20 protein-coding genes and 2 pseudogenes are annotated in these 15,027 nt (G+C 51.2%); all 22 read right to left on the bottom strand.

The annotated features are described in order from the left end of the window. Positions 1-194: 194 nt before the first annotated feature. Positions 195-536: a hypothetical protein gene (locus KO499_RS00585; RefSeq protein WP_215981825.1), complete on the bottom strand. Its 342-nt coding sequence runs from the start codon at positions 534-536 to the stop codon at positions 195-197. A gap of 311 nt (positions 537-847) precedes the next feature. Beyond that, complete coding sequence (locus tag KO499_RS00580) at positions 848-1,342, bottom strand: DUF3085 domain-containing protein (RefSeq protein ID WP_215981824.1); 495 nt, start codon at positions 1,340-1,342, stop codon at positions 848-850. Positions 1,343-1,616: 274 nt separating this feature from the next. Then, positions 1,617-1,823 carry a hypothetical protein gene (locus tag KO499_RS00575; protein WP_215981823.1) on the bottom strand — a complete coding sequence of 69 codons (207 nt, stop codon included), beginning with the start codon at positions 1,821-1,823 and terminating at the stop codon, positions 1,617-1,619. A gap of 63 nt (positions 1,824-1,886) precedes the next feature. Then, positions 1,887-2,162, bottom strand: a complete 276-nt coding sequence (locus KO499_RS19780; protein WP_266100631.1) for a hypothetical protein — start codon at positions 2,160-2,162, stop codon at positions 1,887-1,889. Between the two features lie 3 nt (positions 2,163-2,165). After that, positions 2,166-2,384, bottom strand: a pseudogene (locus KO499_RS19940) (phosphoadenosine phosphosulfate reductase family protein); the annotation flags it as partial. Between the two features lie 42 nt (positions 2,385-2,426). After that, positions 2,427-2,912 carry a hypothetical protein gene (locus KO499_RS00565; protein ID WP_215981822.1) on the bottom strand — a complete coding sequence of 162 codons (486 nt, stop codon included), beginning with the start codon at positions 2,910-2,912 and terminating at the stop codon, positions 2,427-2,429. A gap of 68 nt (positions 2,913-2,980) precedes the next feature. Next, on the bottom strand, positions 2,981-3,223 hold the full coding sequence (locus tag KO499_RS00560; RefSeq protein WP_215981821.1) for a hypothetical protein: 243 nt from the start codon (positions 3,221-3,223) through the stop codon (positions 2,981-2,983). 12 nt (positions 3,224-3,235) lie between these two features. After that, positions 3,236-3,715, bottom strand: coding sequence for a hypothetical protein (locus KO499_RS00555; RefSeq protein ID WP_215981820.1), 480 nt, complete (start codon positions 3,713-3,715; stop codon positions 3,236-3,238). 400 nt (positions 3,716-4,115) lie between these two features. Next, positions 4,116-4,292 (bottom strand): hypothetical protein, encoded by a 177-nt coding sequence (locus KO499_RS00550; RefSeq protein WP_215981819.1) that lies wholly within the window; start codon positions 4,290-4,292, stop codon positions 4,116-4,118. 101 nt (positions 4,293-4,393) lie between these two features. After that, on the bottom strand, positions 4,394-4,594 hold the full coding sequence (locus tag KO499_RS00545; RefSeq protein WP_215981818.1) for a hypothetical protein: 201 nt from the start codon (positions 4,592-4,594) through the stop codon (positions 4,394-4,396). Between the two features lie 99 nt (positions 4,595-4,693). Further along, positions 4,694-5,233 carry a single-stranded DNA-binding protein gene (gene ssb / locus KO499_RS00540; protein WP_215981817.1) on the bottom strand — a complete coding sequence of 180 codons (540 nt, stop codon included), beginning with the start codon at positions 5,231-5,233 and terminating at the stop codon, positions 4,694-4,696. Between the two features lie 190 nt (positions 5,234-5,423). Then, on the bottom strand, positions 5,424-5,792 hold the full coding sequence (locus KO499_RS00535; RefSeq protein WP_215981816.1) for a hypothetical protein: 369 nt from the start codon (positions 5,790-5,792) through the stop codon (positions 5,424-5,426). Positions 5,793-5,865: 73 nt separating this feature from the next. Then, positions 5,866-7,851: a cobaltochelatase CobT-related protein gene (locus KO499_RS00530; protein WP_215981815.1), complete on the bottom strand. Its 1,986-nt coding sequence runs from the start codon at positions 7,849-7,851 to the stop codon at positions 5,866-5,868. A 65-nt stretch (positions 7,852-7,916) separates the two neighbouring features. After that, positions 7,917-8,909, bottom strand: a complete 993-nt coding sequence (locus KO499_RS00525; RefSeq protein ID WP_215981814.1) for a DUF3150 domain-containing protein — start codon at positions 8,907-8,909, stop codon at positions 7,917-7,919. 269 nt (positions 8,910-9,178) lie between these two features. After that, positions 9,179-10,198: a YqaJ viral recombinase family protein gene (locus tag KO499_RS00520; RefSeq protein ID WP_215981813.1), complete on the bottom strand. Its 1,020-nt coding sequence runs from the start codon at positions 10,196-10,198 to the stop codon at positions 9,179-9,181. A gap of 313 nt (positions 10,199-10,511) precedes the next feature. Continuing rightward, positions 10,512-11,351, bottom strand: a pseudogene (bet, locus tag KO499_RS19855) (phage recombination protein Bet); the annotation flags it as partial. Positions 11,352-11,518: 167 nt separating this feature from the next. Then, positions 11,519-12,496, bottom strand: coding sequence for an AAA family ATPase (locus tag KO499_RS00510; protein ID WP_215981811.1), 978 nt, complete (start codon positions 12,494-12,496; stop codon positions 11,519-11,521). 211 nt (positions 12,497-12,707) lie between these two features. After that, entirely contained in the window at positions 12,708-12,890 is a 183-nt protein-coding gene (locus KO499_RS00505; RefSeq protein ID WP_215981810.1) for a hypothetical protein, read from the bottom strand. A gap of 232 nt (positions 12,891-13,122) precedes the next feature. Then, positions 13,123-13,272, bottom strand: a complete 150-nt coding sequence (locus tag KO499_RS00500) for a hypothetical protein (protein WP_215981809.1) — start codon at positions 13,270-13,272, stop codon at positions 13,123-13,125. An 83-nt stretch (positions 13,273-13,355) separates the two neighbouring features. Next, entirely contained in the window at positions 13,356-13,640 is a 285-nt protein-coding gene (locus KO499_RS00495) for a hypothetical protein (RefSeq protein WP_215981808.1), read from the bottom strand. Between the two features lie 272 nt (positions 13,641-13,912). Beyond that, positions 13,913-14,113 carry a hypothetical protein gene (locus KO499_RS00490; protein WP_215981807.1) on the bottom strand — a complete coding sequence of 67 codons (201 nt, stop codon included), beginning with the start codon at positions 14,111-14,113 and terminating at the stop codon, positions 13,913-13,915. A gap of 145 nt (positions 14,114-14,258) precedes the next feature. Beyond that, positions 14,259-14,936, bottom strand: coding sequence for a hypothetical protein (locus KO499_RS00485; protein ID WP_215981806.1), 678 nt, complete (start codon positions 14,934-14,936; stop codon positions 14,259-14,261). Positions 14,937-15,027: the final 91 nt, after the last annotated feature.

The following is a 15,027-nucleotide window of genomic DNA, read 5'->3' as shown; positions in this document are numbered from 1 at the left end:
AAGGGGAATAGAACCCCCTGCTGGGTAGGAAACGTGAAATAGAGTTATCTCTAAGTCACATTAAAAGAGTTAGTGCTTAGGCTTGTTCTTCCTGATATCCAGGTAATAAACGGTTAGCCCTGTTCCGACGATCAGCACGACCAGGCCAGTAACGTGAACCCAATGCATCGTGATCTCCATAAACATAAAATTGCTCACTCTTTATTATGTGCATTCTCCGCCTCCAAGTACAACTTGATGGCGAACGAAATGAATCCGATATAGCCAGATACGATCGCTAACTCGACCGTATACTCAGTCTGAAAAGCACCGACGAATACGGACGCGCAGACGCTGAATACAGTAGGGAATGAGCGAAATGGCTCATCGGACGATTTGGAACGGACTGCAAAGTAGACCATTGCGAATCCGATCATTAGAAGTGGAACGCCAAAGGCGTTTGCAAGAAGCCACAGCTCAGCGCCTTTGATTAAGGCAAGTACGCCGCAGACCTCATTGATTGTGCTAATTGATGTGTGATTTGACTTATTTTCCATATATCTCCTTCTCCAGGTTGTTTTAACCACCTCGAAGGAGACATCTGCCCTGTCGAGGGCTAGAAGCCCTCGGGGCAGTGGTGAATTGCTGTGCTTGATCAAAGATCCAGGTCAGCTGCCTGATCGCTCCGCTGGGGAGTGAATCCGTTCGGGTTTGTCACCACAAACCGGAAGAGACTCGTAACATACATACTAAAAGCAGTCGGCCACTGATGTACCAAGGTTGCAGCGATTTTTTTGCTTAAAACCACGCATTCACCCTTGGAACTGGTGGAAGTTCCCCAGACGACCGAAGTCGTCCGGGGTTAAGGCTATACCACAATGCTCACGCTGGTTTCTGTCAACTTGACCTTGAACACTCGCTTACCCTTCTCCTTGGCCATGAGGTACCACTGATACGGAATCGTGACACTCCCATCGTCGCCTCCGAAAAGGGCCCTCTTATTCTCGTAGAAATCATCATCCTTTTTGGGGTCGCAGCCTTTGGCATACGCCACCGTGCCTCGCGAGACCGGTGATGACTTATCTTCGAACTTGGCATTGGTGATCAGGTAAACGCCCTGATCACCCACCAACTGAAGGCAGGGACCGATAGCCCCTTTACGAATGTTCTTATCAGATGGCCAGAAGAATCCGCCAGCCGTATTCACCTGTTCTTCAGTGCGGCCTTGGGCATCAAGAATCACCCCATCAATATGGTTCTCCGGGTCGAACAGAAGATCCATTGTTGGAGCGTATTCCGCAGCTTTCTCCAGCTCTTCAGCCAAAGGTTTCAGGTCGCGCATGTTGAACGTGATGATAGACATAGTATTTTCCTTTTGTAGGGCGAACTACCCAGCCCAGGGGCTAGATTGAACGCGAGGTTTGTGTAATCAGAACGAACGTCCCGTATGGACGCTCTTGGGTGGGTTATGATCGTTACGGATTTCGCTTTGGGATCATCAGCAGTAAACCGATGGCAAGCGGTGCGAATTGCACGAAGGCCCCAATAGCCTGCAAATCAAAATTCATAGTTCACCTGTAGTTGGCAGACACGAATGCCGGAGCATCGCAGATCTGGTGGGTTGGTAAGCAGTAGATTTACTTTTCCTGAAGCCCGAACGGTTGCCCATCCAGTCCCCAGTCAAAGGTGTATCCATGCTCGTTGGCAGCCGCCAGGAATTCCCGGCAAACCTCGTTGGGATCTCTTTCTTCGATCTCGATGCTGTAATGCTCAATGAGCGATTTCATCTCATCTGGCAGTAGCTCGGGACACTCGAAAAGATCCTCTTTGCGCTGTTGGCACATACCGAATAGCTCCAGTAAATGTTGGGGGGATGACCAGGTGCCGAATGGCACCCGGCAGAGGGGTTAAGTCGGGCCGTTGCTTTCACCAAAGGCTCCCGCTGGCAGTTCCCAGTTCTCCACAATGATGGGTTCCAGGTACTCCGTGCTGAGAGCCTGCTCGATGAGCAATGGATCAAGCGTGTCGTAAGGTTTGGCCTTTTCAACGCGCTGGCGAACCGATTCAGTTCTATGAATGGTTACCCCGAACTCTTCCTCGTAGGCAGCAATGCGCTCAAACCGATCTGGATCGATGGCTTTAACGCTTGCCCATTGGGCTGCAGATCCAAAAATGCAGGTCATACAGCTCAAGCGACCCCAGCCCAACTTGTAGGCCGGATGGGGGTTAATCCCATGCCGTTTGATGATGTCCCACACTTCCTGCTCAGACCACGAATGGACCGGGCGGTATGCATCCACATGCCGTTTGGATCGGCCGTGACGCCGGTCTGCACGGTGGGGTTCGAAGGTTTTATACTTCGAGCGGGCCGCACTTTCCTCGGCACGTTCCCCGGTTACAAACAGCGTTCGCTTATGGGCGAAACGGGTTTGGCTTTTTTTGACAATTTAATGCGTTCGGAAAACCGCTGAACACCATCTTGTATTCAGAGACGCGGCGAGCTGAGGAAACTTCCGCCTTGTCGACGGTTTTCCACTCTCACCACCGGCCTCAAAAGTACCATCAGGTGTTTGAAAGCTGGTTGGGCGAGTAAGAGAGTTCTCACGAAGCATCTCCCCCTCTAGTCCACCTTGCTTCCAGCTGAAGTACAGCGGGATTCCGAGCGCTTCTGCGAGTTTTTCACAGTAACTTTCGGTCACTGGCCAGTCGAAAAGCGGGTTGGCGTCCTCCCCCCGGCCATCGACCGAGTGGTGCCACATCTCAATTTTGGAGAGCGGAACGCCCGCCTCGATGAGATCCAACAAACTCGCCAGAGAATCCTTCCCGCCGCTCATCGCGACAATCACGATGTCATAAGAATCCAGATCCGGTTTCTCGATGACCTCCTCTTCGAAGTCCGTGAGATCGAAGAGCGCGATTTGATTGTTGAGCATAGGTGCCTCCTGAACAGGCAGGCACGACACACCCAGCGGGTGCATCGCACCCGCGTTGGGTTAGTGTTTTAGGCTTGGCAAATGGAGACAAACTCTACTGAGTCGTATCCCCAGTGGCTTTTGAGAAACCGGCTTTCCGCATCAAAGCAGTCACGCCAGTTTTCAAAGTCCTTGCGGACAATCACACGGCGCTCAATGTCCATGTGATACTTCCCGCGCCAGGCCCGGAACATGCACCAGGCATATCCCCAGACCCCGCCAGCATCCTCAATTTTGAGGCGCTGAGGGGTTATTGCAGCTTCATTGTCCATGTCGCTATTTCCTCACATGTTTTGGCCAATTTGGTCAACAGCAGATGTGAGCGCTGAGACAATCTTGGGATCATCCAAGTCGACACCAGCACAACCCATGGCAAGAAGCAGAGCTTCCAGCGCGTCAGCAGTGGCCTCGCCCTTCTCATCGATAAGGCCATCCTCAAGGCTGAACTGCTTAGCCAGCTCAGAGGACATTTGGCCAGCACCATCGCTGGATATTTGGAGATTCACGCCGAACGGCAGTGAATATGTTTTGGCTTCGTTAGTTTGTTCCTTGAATTCCCAGTAGCCGAGATAGGCGCAATGTTCATCGCCAATCACCGTGATACCAAGATCTCCTTCAGTCAAACCGCTAGAAACCATTGAGCTGATCACGTCCATTGAATAGTCAAAGAGCGAACCTTTGTCCGACTCATTGATCTGATCATTGGACTCATCGTTTGCCCACCAACGTATGGTGAGCTTTGTCTCGAATTGAGAGTTATTCATGTTGCGCTCCGTGTTCTTCGGGAGGCAACTTCCCCACCAGGGGAAGTCACCCCTGATGGGTTTTTGAATTGCTGGACTTACCAGTAGTAGGTCGGGTCAGCTACCCGTTTCGTGCCAGGGGCACAAAATCTCTCTTTCTGAAACCCACTTCTAAAATGGACTTGAGAAAGAGAGCGGCCCGAAGGCCAGCTCTCAGATTGCTTTCTGCAGAACGCCAGTTTCCTTTCGCTGACTGGAAATGATGTCTCTAATGGTCGGCTTCGCCCCAAACACTGTCCTTGCCGACATTTGCCGGCGAAAAGACTGTGCCCGAGTATTCGATGCTGTCCGAAAGAGCACCAACTCACCAAGGCCGTCACAGGAGATGACGATTTCGCTATAACGATACATATCGAATCTCCTATGCTGCTGACGATTGCGATTGAATCTGCCCTGCTCCCATGCGGAAGCTTTTTGAGAGATCCTTCGCCATCGGGTGATTCCACTCAATGAATGGATCATGGCTGTAACTCCGAAATTGCTGGCCAAGACGATAGGCGCGAACCTCAAGGGTGGTGCGCTTATCAGCCTCAGTCATCTCGTATCGCCGGAACTTAGACCGTATTCGATCTGAGTCGCGTTCGACCTTGAGAATCGCTGCACGACAGCGAATCCCGATTGTTTGAGTGACCAGATCCATCAGAACACCTCCATCTCAGATAGAGGGCTGGTAGAGTCATGGGCCATCGAGATTGCGATGCCTGCAGCGGCAACCAGGTAGCCTACTGCAAGAAAACCGAGCGCTGTCGCAGCGGCTCCCTGCTGATCAATATCGATTCCCAAAACGGAAAATATGAGCAGCAAACCAATTGCGACTAACACGTTGCTGAGATTTTTCATAAGTACCTCTGAAATCAGTCGAGGTACCTATGCCCCAGCGGGACAAGATACCCCGGTGGGTTAGTGAGAAGCAGCGCGGGTTACCCCACACCTTGAAGGTTAAATCCAGACAACGCCCTTCATGTATGCGGCGAAGGGGATATCATCATCCCAGTCTGGCTGCCCGGCTCCAGCTGCATGCGCTCCCGCGTTCTGAGGAGCTGCACTCTGCCGTTGCTGAGGAGGCTGATTGCTGTAGCCATCATTCCGACCGCCGCTTTGCTGTGCATTACCAGCATTGCTCTGGCCATCACTACGACTGTCCAGCATCTGCATCTGTCCGTTGATATCGACCACAACTTCCGTTGTGTAGACATCCTGACCTTCTTTGTTCTGCCATTTACGTGTCTGCAGCTTGCCTTCAATGTATACCTTCGAACCTTTGTGAAGATATTGGCCGGCAACTTCAGCCACTTTCCCGAAGATCACCACTCTGTGCCATTCGGTTTTGGGAACCATCTGACCAGTTTGACGATCCTTGTAGCTTTCATCAGTAGCCAGGTTGAGATTGACGACTGCGCTGCCACTCGGGGTGTAGCGTGTATCGGGTTCCTGACCGAGATTACCGATCAGAATGACTTTGTTAACGCCGCGAGACATAACGTATCTCCCTTAAATGTGTATGAGCGATCAAAACTTGCGTCCATTATCGCCCTGCTTGATTTGGTTTAAGTGCAAGTGAGTGTGAATTACTGCGCTCCATGAGGGTTTTAATCCCTTCGAGCAGAGTATTTCCGAACTAGGAAGCCGAACCCCATCGGGGAGATTCGGCCCCCAATGGGTTGTGACTTTAAGCGTTTGCGACCTTTTGCAATGCCTCAAGGTCAACCTTGACCGCCAGCTCCCGACGCGAAAGCGTCCGGTATAGCGAAACAAGGGCCTCTCGCATTTTCAGCGGGTCCAAATCTTCAGAATCGCAGCAAACACGAAAAGAGAACGGATGCACGTCATCGGAAAGAATCCAGTCCCAGGCTTGAGTGACCACTCTCTTGGAAGTTCGCCGGTCGGCGATTTCCCTGACAGTGGTCACGAGCAGCTTAGAACGAAGCCTCTCGATATTTGCATCAGTCCAGCAAGGAGGTCGTTTGATCTCCAGCCAATAATCCATCCCGAAGGATAGTTGTGCATTGTTTTCAACAACGCGGGTTTGTGCGCCCATAACGGACCTCCACAAGTAGAGAGGGCGCACTCCCCCTGCGGGGGAATACACCCCCACAGGGTTAAAGCCAGGATCAAGCTGCCAGTTTCTTCCGAAAAATATCGAATAACTGGTGCTTGAGATCGCTGACATTTCTAATGACGCAGTGATCTGAGATGTATTGACTAACGACTTCAGCGTTACTGCCGATGCCAATGCCAATCACCTCATAGCCACTGCGCTGCATGAGAGAAATAACGTGCCGTGTTTGATCCGGCAAAGACGGCAAGCCGTCCGTTATTACCATCACGATTTTCCGCTCCTCTCTGCGGCTGCAAAGATCACGGGCTGCGTGCCAAAGAGCTGGGGCCAACGGTGTGCCACCACCTGCTCCGACCGCAAATCGACCTGCGCATGCGCGAGCCGTTTCATTGTGTTTAAGCATTTCATGGACCCTCTGTTGAGGGGTTCCCTTGAATGCCGTGACTGCGACAGAAACCCGAGGAATTGCTTCCAGGGCTTGCGCAATAGCCAGTGATGCTTCATTGGCAATTTGGATACGGGTACCCTCCGACGGCGAAGCTCCTGCCATCCGATTCATACTTCCCGACGCATCGAGCAGAATATGAACGGCGGTATTCACTTTCGTCTTGCGCTTTTCCTTGCGGAAGACCCGATAGTCCCCCGCAGGCACACCAGACAACCGATTGCTTGCCACCTTTTGCCCTGAGTCCAGATATCGCTTCTGAACCTTGCCGCTTGATTCAACAAGAGCCATTAGCTGCTTTCTCAATGCGACCGTTGTGCGACGAGCCCGAGTTTCGAGTTCGTTCGCCTCAGCTGGCTCCAAGGAGCCAACAGGCACCGCATCCGGTGGCAACATTACATGCTTCTGGGGGTTACCCTTAGCAACGGTTTGAAGATCTTCTTTAATCTCAGCGAAGACATCAGTCGCCGCATGCTTTCCTGATCCTTCTTGAACCAGGGCTACATTTTGCGCCTTCTGATCTCCAGCTCCGGAGCCTCCAGGTCCGCCCGATTTTCCCGGTTGGTTGGAGGGATTCCCCTGACCATTTGATTTCTGGCCATCTTGGGAACCTTGTCCTTGTCCAGCTTCTTGCTGGCCATTCTGGTCGCCAGAGCTACCAGAGGACTTAGAATCGCCAGACTGCTCTCCCTCACCATTCTGATCAGCCCCACCGGAGGAGCCGGACTGATCATTCTCAGATTTGGAATCGCCGCCTGACGACCCGTCTTGGCCATTCTGATCCCCGTTTTCCTCTCCCTTCTGGTCCCCATTTGGACCAGTGGAATCGGATTTGGAGCCGTTCTGACCATCTCCAGAATCGCCGTTGCCGGATTCATCTTTGCTTTCACCCGGTTCACCGTCAGAGCTTGCATCCCCCTTCTCAGGCTTTTTGTCCTGTTCAGAGTTCTGCTCTTCGGGCTTCTGCTCGGGAGTCTCATCCTCAAAGAGCTTGAGAATTCGATCGACCATGCGTTTCACATCGCCGGTACTCCTAAGCATGGGTGCTTCAGCAAGAATGTTGTCTAATTTGCTAACCACATCCGCTGGGAATGTGGCCTGCATGGCGTTGGTGGCAGCAGCGTACTGTCCATCCAGGATGGATTGACCACGCCACTGATTTCGAACCCAATAAAGCACGTAGGCAGACAGGGTTTCTGCGGGATGTTCAGAGCCGTCAGGCTTCTGCATTTTGTCTTGGTGCACGAATAAACGGATCGCTTCGTCAAGCGTTTCTCTTGCACCCGGATATTCTCGGATGAAGTCCAGCTCAATGCGTCCATCTTCCAAACTATTCATCAACGAGTGATGGTAGTCATTTGGAGCATCCACACTGAAATCCGTGAAACGGACGTGTGAAGCTTCGTGTGCCAAAAATCCCCACAAGGCATCCTTGTAGGGGTAGTCTTCAGGAATGGAAGGCAGCTGAATATGTGTGCCGTCCGTGAATGCATCATCCCCACCGATACCAATCTTGATACCAAATTTTCTGGCATAAGCGGCTGCAACGATCGGGATAGTGCGGCTGATCGGATCTGATCCGGCTTTACGCATGACATTTCTCCGAGTGGAGGAGTCACGCGCCCCCAGAAGGGGCACGAGACCCCTTTTAGGGTTGTTTAGAAGAAGTAGTCTTCTTCCTCAGAATCACCATCATTCGCGGTGGTCGCTGGGGCTTCAACAGATTCGCTGGATGCAGAGGATTCCTCCTGCTGCTCCGGCTCTTCCTCTTCTTTCTTGTTACCAGACATCGAGCTCAGCAGGTTTTCCAGGCTGAGATCACCCGATGTATAGCGTTCGAGTTTATTTCGATCACTGAGGATCAGCGTAGCGGCGAGAATCCTATTGAAGTCTTCACCGGTTACGTGCTTTTTCCCCTGATGCTCTGCGTATCCCCGCAGCATCTCATTCAGCAGCTGCTCCATAGGGAGCAAATTGCCGTTCAAGAACGCCATGCCGGACACCTTGTCCCGCATGTTTTTCAGCGTGCGCCGAGTCTGTGTAGACACCTGCTCTGCACCAACAAGATACTTCTCGAAGAACTCATTGGCTCGATGGGCAATCTCATCGACCAGTGCATCACCCACGCCCTGAACCGACTTCTTCAGTCGCACTTGAGCTTCCGGAGAGTCAGTCGGCTGAACATTGATGATTTGAAAACCAAAGTTAAGCCTTTCAGCCACTTCTGCTCGGGTCAAAGCCCCAGCACGGATCGCTTCCGCGTAATCCGGGTTCTCGTTAATCCAGTCTTCAACTGCCTGATCATAGCGATTCAGGAATTGGCGCTTTGCCTCCAGGTACTCTTGCTCAATTAGGATCAACTGACCTTCGAGTTCCTGACTGCGGTCACTTGGATAGGCATAGCCACCCAAAAAAGGACGACCATGATCAGTGACAGCGCGATTGGCCCGAGTTTTGAGCTTTGAGAACACTTTCAGGTGCTCTTTATTACACAAACGCTTGGAACCGAGACTGGCTAGGCTTTCGGGGGGAAGATCTTCAACGGAAATTCGCTTCAGATCGGATGCTTGTAGCTTCGCTTGGCCGCTCCAGATATCGATATCCAGGTTAACCAATACCAGCTTGTCGAGGTTCTTAATCTCAGTTTTCATTGCGTGCTCCTCAAAGAGGAGGCACCAATCCCCATCGGGGGTTAGTGCCCCCAATGGGTTAGTTTTTGAATTGCTGTTCTTGCCGTAGGGCCAGGCCAGCTGCCTGATCGCTCCGCTAGGGAGGGAATCCTCTTTGGTTTGTCACTGCAAACCGAAAAGGACTCTTTAATAGAATGAGTGAATCACGCGCCAATTAATTGCAGGAGGCGGCGTTTTTTTTGCCTGAATTGGGGAAAATACTCAGCGGGGGGAAATCCCCCCGCTTAGTATTACCAGAACATACTTTGCTCGTGATTTTCCTTGAATTCCTCAACCTCTTCCCAGGCTGATTCATCACAGCTCCACGCAGGCAATGTATTGTCCGTTACAGTAATCCGGAAAACCTCTGAGCCTTTTTCCTTATAGGATTCAAGCTTCGAGATATCGGCATCCGGATGGTTATCGTTCAGAAATGCTTGGAGGTTAATTCTTCCCTCGCGGAAGTGACGATTGACGCGAACGCCGTTGTACTCCGCTGTATGGAAGTCACCCAAAAGATTTTTCAAAGTGTCCTCAGCCTCTTTTCGCTTGGCTTTGGCTGCTTCGATCTTCTTCTGGTACTCCTTGATGTCTGCATCGTAGAACTTCACCGTTTCGGACGCTTCCACCCACTTTTCGGCGGCGTCGCCGGTTGGGATAAGAATGTCACGCTCTGGATCTTTCTCAGGTGGCTTGCGACTTCTAACGCGTTCAAAGAACTCTTTCGCTTTCTTGACCAGCCGCTCAATGTAAATTTCATCGCGGCCAATCTGAAAGATCTGGAGATCTCGTTCGTCGTGGTAGAACACCAGGAACCCCTCAGAAGCGCCAGACACGTACATCTGGTGCTGAACCTGATGCCAATACAGCTTGTAAGCTGCGGAATCGGTTCCGTTCATGAGGATATCATCGAACGTCTTTGTTGCAGGGCACTTCAGTTCCACCGGCCTCCTCTGACTGATCACGCCGTCAAAGGAAGCACGCAAAACCGACTCTTCGTCTGATTCAGCGCATATTGGCAATGCCACTTCGCCTGGATAGCGATCTTCAAATGCCTGTCTAGCAACATCCTCATGCTCAATGCCGTATTGAACAAAGGGGTTTTTCGACAAGTCATCTGGTTCCGCCAGCCCGACTTTTTCCGCCCAAAGACGCCAAGGCGTCATATAGGGTGAGTCTTCCATAATGATCGCGGCTTCAGAGGCTGTGACACCTTGTTTTCGCCATAACAACCATTCATCGGTTCTTTGATCGAACGCGACTATTTTCATAGGAACCTCCAGTTAAGGAGACTCAGCCAACCCCAAAAGGGATCAACTGAACCTTGGTTTGGAGAAACGGCTTCCCCAAAGGGACGCAAGCCCCTCGGGATTCGGAGAGATGAGAGCCGCCATACGGCGGCATCTCGTGGTGGGCTTAGCCCATATCAAGTGATCCCTGCGGGCCAGCGTCAGCAGATGATTCTGCGTTGAACTGAGCTTCAGGATCTTCATCTACAGGCGGCTCTTCAGGTTTGTCAGCATGCGCTTCCTGCCCCTTCGTAGCGCCCTTTGCCGGCTTCTTCTTTTCTTCCTTGAAATCGGCTGCATTCAAAGCTTCAAACTCGGCGTCTGAGATCCGTTGTTTCGCTTCTTGCAAACGCGCCGGATTGTGCTGGAATCGTTCTTCCAGGAGTTGGTTAATGGAGGGCCAGCAACCTTCCGCTTTACCACGCTGAATGAGGGTTTCGATGAATCGTTTGTACTTTTCATCATCCATCTCAACAACACGGCGCTGCGTTTTCATCTGGACAACCTGCCCGGTGTCGTTATCGATAGTGTTACCGACTATGTTCTCCGCTTCGTCTTGATCATAGATCCCGACAAAACCAAAGCCGATTCGACCACCCTGAATAAACGCTTTGTGACGCAGAAAGCGCTTCGGATGAGACTGCCATGGGCCACTGCGGTTACTGGCGGCCTTGTAGCACTCATCCAAATATTCACGGACGACTATGGGGCGAGTTCGATCTTTGCGGTACATGACCGCTTCAATCCACTCTGGGGCGGAGCTATACGCACCCTGCATCTGAACCATGTTGTCGCTGTACCGGAACTCAACACCGTCAAATTGAGGATGTTGATTGATAATCCGGCTCCAACCATCAACCCCTACAACAGGCACGATACCGTTGTGTTTGTCAGGAAATGCGTAGATTTCCTTCGTAAAGGGATTTAGGCCGTACTGGTCAGCAACGACCATCAGCGCCATCATCTGTTCGTTGGTGGGCGCAGAGCCATCGCGCTGCTTAAATGCCGTGCTTTTGAGAGTGACCATGAACTTTTCAGCGTCAACGCCAAACTTTCCAGCCATCTTCGCGATAAGGGACTTGCCCTTCTCTTGTGTAGCAACGGTATTGGCAGTTTGTTCTGCAACTTGAGTCATTGTTCCTCCTAAGGAATGTTGGTTCCCGAAGAGGCTCAACCCCAGCAGGGGTTAAGACCCCTGTCGGGTTAGTTAGTTGGGGTTTAACTTAAGGCTATCACTGAGTCCGGAAGCGCAACTTTGCACTCTCGGACCCAACCATTTTGGCTATGTGACAACGCTACTGATCAGGACCAGAGATCACCAAAAACATCCTTACAGATGCGACTGACGGCCTCCCTTTCCTCTTTATCCGCCCTGCGAAGCAGAGCGATATCCAAGGCATAACCTGATGCGTTTTTAGCTCCTTTGAAATCCAGTGTCAGCATCGCCCAACGACGGAGGACCCGTGTGGACATTGTGATGCCGATTTGTGCCTCGGGGTTTTCACCCTTAAACAGCGTCCGGATTTCATTGGCGACCTTAACCATGCCATCGCGAAGCTCTGGATTAAGCTTCGGGGCAACCCGAGCCAAAATGTTCATTTCAACTTCAGGCTCAGGATAATCCACTTCGATCACGCGGTAGCGATCCATGGCAGCGAGGTTTTGTGTCTTCACTGCCTGGTAATGACCCATCTCATCGCCGGAGCCCGCGCTGTTGCCAGTAGCAAACAGTCGGAAATCAGGATGCGGATCGATCACTTCACCACCATTTTGAGCAATCATCAGTGGGCGACCATCGAGCAGATCATTGAGGCCGGCCAGTTCACCCGGCTCCATCAGATCCCACTCGTTAATGATCAATGCATGGCCATAGCGAGCAGCACGAGTCAGTGGACCATCGACCCACGTCATCTGAGGCACCTCGCCAGGGCTTTTAGCTTTCAACACAAACTGACCAAGTAGGTCAGTAAACCGCATATCTTCCATGCAGGTGACTTCCTCCGTGGGATAGTTCAACCGTGCCAGAAGTTGGTTAAAGCCGGAGCTCTTACCTGTGCCGGTGTGACCGAAGGCCAACATGGCATCGTTATGCGGCTTTTGGATGTAAGCCAAAACTTCCCGAACGAATTCCTTACGGAAAACGTAGTGCTCATCGCGCTTGGGAATGTGTAGGTTTTGATCATCTGCAAACTTTTCCGCAGTGACCTTTTTGGGAGCTTCGATGCCAAACAGATCAACTACAGGTGTAGCTTCGGTTTGACGAACGTTTTGGTTGGACATGAAATGTCTCCTGAAGTCGGGGGAGACACCACCCCCTGTAGGGAGATGATGCTCCCGTTTGGGGGGTTAAGATTTGCTGTGCTTGATCAAAGATCCAGGTCAGCTGCCTGATCGCTCCGCTGGGGAGTGAATACTTTTGAGTTTGGTACCCAAACCGAAAAGCACTCGGGCAATAAAAAAGGGGCCTCACGCTAATGAGGCCCCTCGATGATCACGCAGAGAAAGTTACCACTACGTCCTTCTCACCAATCAGGCCCGCTTTACGAGCTTTCTCAGTCAGCGGCTCCAGGAGTTCATCTGCTTGACGGCTAGATTTATCCCGAACCCGGACAACCTTTCCGCTATCAAGAAACAGGCAGGCTTTCTCGTGATCGTATGTGTGCATGGTACCCATGGTGTTTCCTCCGGTGGCTCTCATTTAGAAAAGGAGCACACCCGAGAGAGACGCAAACGGCCATTTCACGCCGATTGCACGCATACACAAAATGGGCTAATCAGCCAATTTTGCGCCTCTCCCGGTGTGCCTCCCGGAGATCCCTCAAAATTTCGCATGCGAAACTTCAGTAACAGGAACCTCGGGGAGACACACCAGGAAAGGCTGTGTCTCATCAATCAAAGGTGGGCAATTACTTGCACATCACCTCGATGTTGTTTTCGTAGCGCTTTTCACAAGCAGTTTCAGCTGCAGTCTCAGCTGCGTTATCGGCAGCGTCATTGAATGCGAACGTCATCTGAATGGTAAAAGCAGCAATAGCAACAATGATGATCTTTTTCATGGTAAGTACCTCATTAGGAAAGAGGAGGCACCTACCCCCTGCGGGAGTAGATACCCCCGTCAGGGTTTTAAAAAAGAATTGGTTTACGCGACCTGCTTCCTAAGGAAGGCAGGCTTCTCAAGATGTGAAACATCAGGAGAGCAAAACCATTGTCCCGCAACAGTGCGGGTTGGAAGTTCTGTAGCACCTGAAGCTGACTTTGCAGCAACAGATGTTCTCATCGTGTTTGACACTGGCTTGGCAGTGCCAAGCTTGTTTCCGAAGCCTTTTGCAAACTTATAGATCCTGACCATAACAGCCAGAAAGAGTGCAAAAAAAATCGCGGGAACACCGACGAAAATCAGAATACCAACAAAATTGGAAATCATATTGAACCTCATCAACGGAGGAGAGGCCCAATAACCCTGAGGTTAGAGAACCTCTCGGGTTTGTGTGATAGATCCAGTTCAGCGAGTGCTGCTGGATTGCCATCTATTTTAAGAGCAAGGCTAGCTCTATCATGCTCCTGCAAAGCATCTCCAGTCCGAAGACTGAATAGCTGTTCGCGCAGGGAGCGATGTCCTTAATTGAGTTCAATTTACCGAATTCTAAGGCGCGTTATCCAGAGGTGGCTGCGTTTTTTTTGACGTTTTAGCCACTTTTAAGCTGGGAAGGTCATGATAGGCTCATCACGAGCTTTTCGCTCCAAATCGCCTTCTTGCCAACCCAGCATCCAACTCTCCGCCAGCCAAAATCCCTCCGGATATGGATTATCCCCGGCATCAGCGCCCTTCACACCTGCGGCATACCCTTCCTGGAAGGTCACCGCACCTTCGATATACTCAGTCTCTGAAACACCCATGACTCAACTTCTCCAGCAAAAACACATTGAGGGCAAGTGTACTGGGGCAGTTCAGACCTTATAGCTAAGTGAATGCTATTTTTTTGACAGAGATGGCTACGAGGGTTCGAGACTGTTAAGCACTGGATACTCATTCTCCACCAGCTCAACCAGTCAGGTACTGGAAGGTACCCAGCCCGGCAAATAACATGCCGAATGCACTCAAATAGCCAGTCGGGAAAGCTCGGAATATGCTGAGTGGAATCGATAGCGTAACGATAAAAAGTGCGAACAGGACCGCGAGCAAAGGTTCTAAAATGGAAGCCACTATATTAGAAAGCATACTGAAGAAAGTGCAGCAGAAGGCGATGGTAAAGATACCGGACACGATAAACGCATTGACCCTTTCCATGTCCAAGGCTTCCAGAGCGAACCATAATGGCGAGCAGATCGCTACGCCCAGCCCAAGAGTCATGGCCATCTGTGATAACACCAATATTGAAACAAGGATTCGATCGAGCTGTTTACGAACAACGATGTTCCCGTGACCGCTTCTACGGAGCGACTTATTCGAGGTTAGCCGGCGTTTGATTGCGGGTTGCGCTGCTAATGAGGCCGGCAGCTTCATTACCCCTTGTTCATGGGCCACCATGATTGCTTGTATCGTTAACCAAGAGTCGTAAGCATTCATCCAAGCTCGTAATGGAGACTTCCGTTTTTTAATGGCTGTCGCTGTGATGGTAACGATCCTATCAATAAGCTCGTTGATCTCATTGCCATAGCCTGTAGAGTCCAGGATAGCAATGGTCAAACCGCCCCACACTAGCAGTGCCTCCAAAGTCATAAGTGACTCCTCCTTGAGAACTTAGGTCTGAGCCTACGGTGTTATATCTGAAAGCAAATTGAAGCTGATCAATATACATTCACTGCTACTG

Source organism: Marinobacter sp. F3R08 (assembly GCF_018860425.1).
GTDB lineage: Bacteria > Pseudomonadota > Gammaproteobacteria > Pseudomonadales > Oleiphilaceae > Marinobacter.
This window is presented reverse-complemented; position numbering and strand designations above follow the sequence as displayed.